A 2074-nucleotide genomic window follows, 5' to 3' on the forward strand; every position below is an offset into this window, starting at 1 on the left:
GTAAAATACTGTTATCTCAACTTCCCCGCCAACACGGTTTGTGGTGCAAGTAATTCCGTACTTAGCGGTTATGCAAGCAACATTAACGTACCCGGTGTTTCTGGCAGTATTTCTTGGAGCTATACAGGTGCTGCAAGTTGTCCAAGTGATGCTACGATAAAGTATGATTACGCTACAAACCAAGTTATTATTAATTAAAAATATCACTCCAATAAAAAAGGCATCTTCTGATGCCTTTTTTATTACGCGCTTAACACCCTTGCCATCACACATTTTAAGTAGGATGTTTCAGGAATGGCTGGATGAACAGGATGATCAGCCCCCTGCCCGCCAATAAATACCACTTGGGCTGTTTTATCTAAATGACGACTTGCTCCACGAATCACATCGACCAACTCTTCAGTTTTTAAATGCATCGAACAAGAGCCAGACACCAACACCCCATCTTTAACCAACAAACGCATCGCCAATTCATTAATGCGACGATAAGCTTGTAAACCATTGGCATGGTCTTTACGTTTTTGCATAAATGCAGGTGGGTCTAACACAATAACGTCAAACTGTTGGCCTTGCTGTTTTAGCTCGGTTAGCATTTGAAAAGCATCACCTTGTAAGGTTTTTACATTGTCTAAGCCATTAGCTTGGGCATTCTTTTGCACAATATCTAAGGCAAATTCCGAGGCATCCACACAAGTGACTTCAGCTGCACCAAATGCGGCTGCTTGCACACCCCAACTGCCTGCATAAGAAAATACATCTAACACACGTTTGCCTTTCACCACACGTTGTAATTGGGCGCGTGATTCACGGTGGTCATAAAACCAACCCGTTTTTTGTCCTTCATGCACAGGCGCAAAAAATTTAACGCCATTTTCAACCAAAGGCACTAAATCAGGTACTTCTCCATAAGCCACTTCGATATAACTAGCCAAGCCTTCTAAAGCACGCGCTTTGCTATCATTTTTAAACAAAATGCCTTGTGGATTAAGCACTTTTACTAAGGCTTGAACAATCTCGTCTTTCACCAATTCCATGCCTGCAGTGGTGGTTTGTACCACACAATAATCACCAAAACGATCAACCACTAAACCGCACAAACCATCACTATCGCCATACACTAAACGATAATACGGTTCAGGATAAAAACGTTCGCGTAAACTTAAGGCTTGATTGAGTCGATGCACCAATAATGATTTATCTAAAGGATGTTTGACATCACGACTAATTAAACGCGCACAAATTAAGGATTGTGGGCTAACTGTGGCAATACCTAATTTTTTACCTGAAAAATCCTCAATAACGACTTGTTCACCTGCGGTGAGTGTTTTGAGGGGTGTTTTTGCGGTATCAATTTCGTTGGAGTAAATCCATAAATGACCTTCGCGTAAACGGCGGTCTTCATATTTTTTAAGGGAAAGGGTTTTCATGTGATTTCACTATGAGAGTTAATGTCGCGTATTCTATCAATTAAACGCATTGATTCGTCAGATTTTTAGGCATTACCCCAAAAACAGGCTTAACGGTACATCACTCAATCTCCAACTTAGGTAGTCCATTCACAATTTCCATTGTTTCTAGGCTAACGGTAATCACTCGCAAAAATAGCTCTAATGGGTAACGTGGGTTGTTCATGGTTTCGATTGCCCAGTCATTTGCATCGTTGACTATGCCGCTATCTTTATGGGTGGTAACGGCTTGACGTTCAATCACCCATTCTAGGGCAGGTTTGCCATTCACCACATAGTCATAGGCTTGTAGTGGTATGCCTGTTAGTGTGATTTTGCTGTTATAGACAACACTGGTTTTGTCGTGTTTTTCGCCATTTTTGCCTTTGGCAAATTTCATTTGCGTGACATAAAAATCATCGGCTTTGAGGGTGTTTAGGTCACAGTTAAACTTAACAGCATAAGGTGTAACGGTTTCGTAGTTGATATGCAATTCTGCCAGTTGACGACCAGCTTTACTAAATGCCCAAAAGTCAGCGAGTTGTTTTACTCGTGGTATGCGCGGTAGTTCTTTGGTAAGGTTGTCGGCATATTTGCTTTTGTATTCTTCGCTGTGCAGTAAGCCGTAG

Annotated in this window: 3 protein-coding genes; 1 reads left to right on the plus strand and 2 read right to left on the minus strand. The window is 41.5% G+C overall.

The features are described from left to right. Positions 1–198 (plus strand): hypothetical protein (locus Q0212_RS12690; RefSeq protein WP_297926086.1); only part of this gene is annotated, 198 nt, incomplete at its 5' end. A gap of 44 nt (positions 199–242) precedes the next feature. Here Q0212_RS12690 and Q0212_RS12695 read toward each other — a convergent pair. Continuing rightward, a complete protein-coding gene (locus Q0212_RS12695; protein WP_297926088.1) occupies positions 243–1427 on the minus strand; it encodes a class I SAM-dependent rRNA methyltransferase in 1185 nt (394 codons plus the stop codon). A 100-nt stretch (positions 1428–1527) separates the two neighbouring features. Then, on the minus strand, positions 1528–2074 hold a 547-nt coding region (locus Q0212_RS12700), incomplete at its 5' end, for a type ISP restriction/modification enzyme (RefSeq protein WP_367175964.1).

The organism is uncultured Agitococcus sp., assembly GCF_937920075.1.
In the GTDB taxonomy this organism is placed as follows: Bacteria; Pseudomonadota; Gammaproteobacteria; order Pseudomonadales; family Moraxellaceae; genus Agitococcus.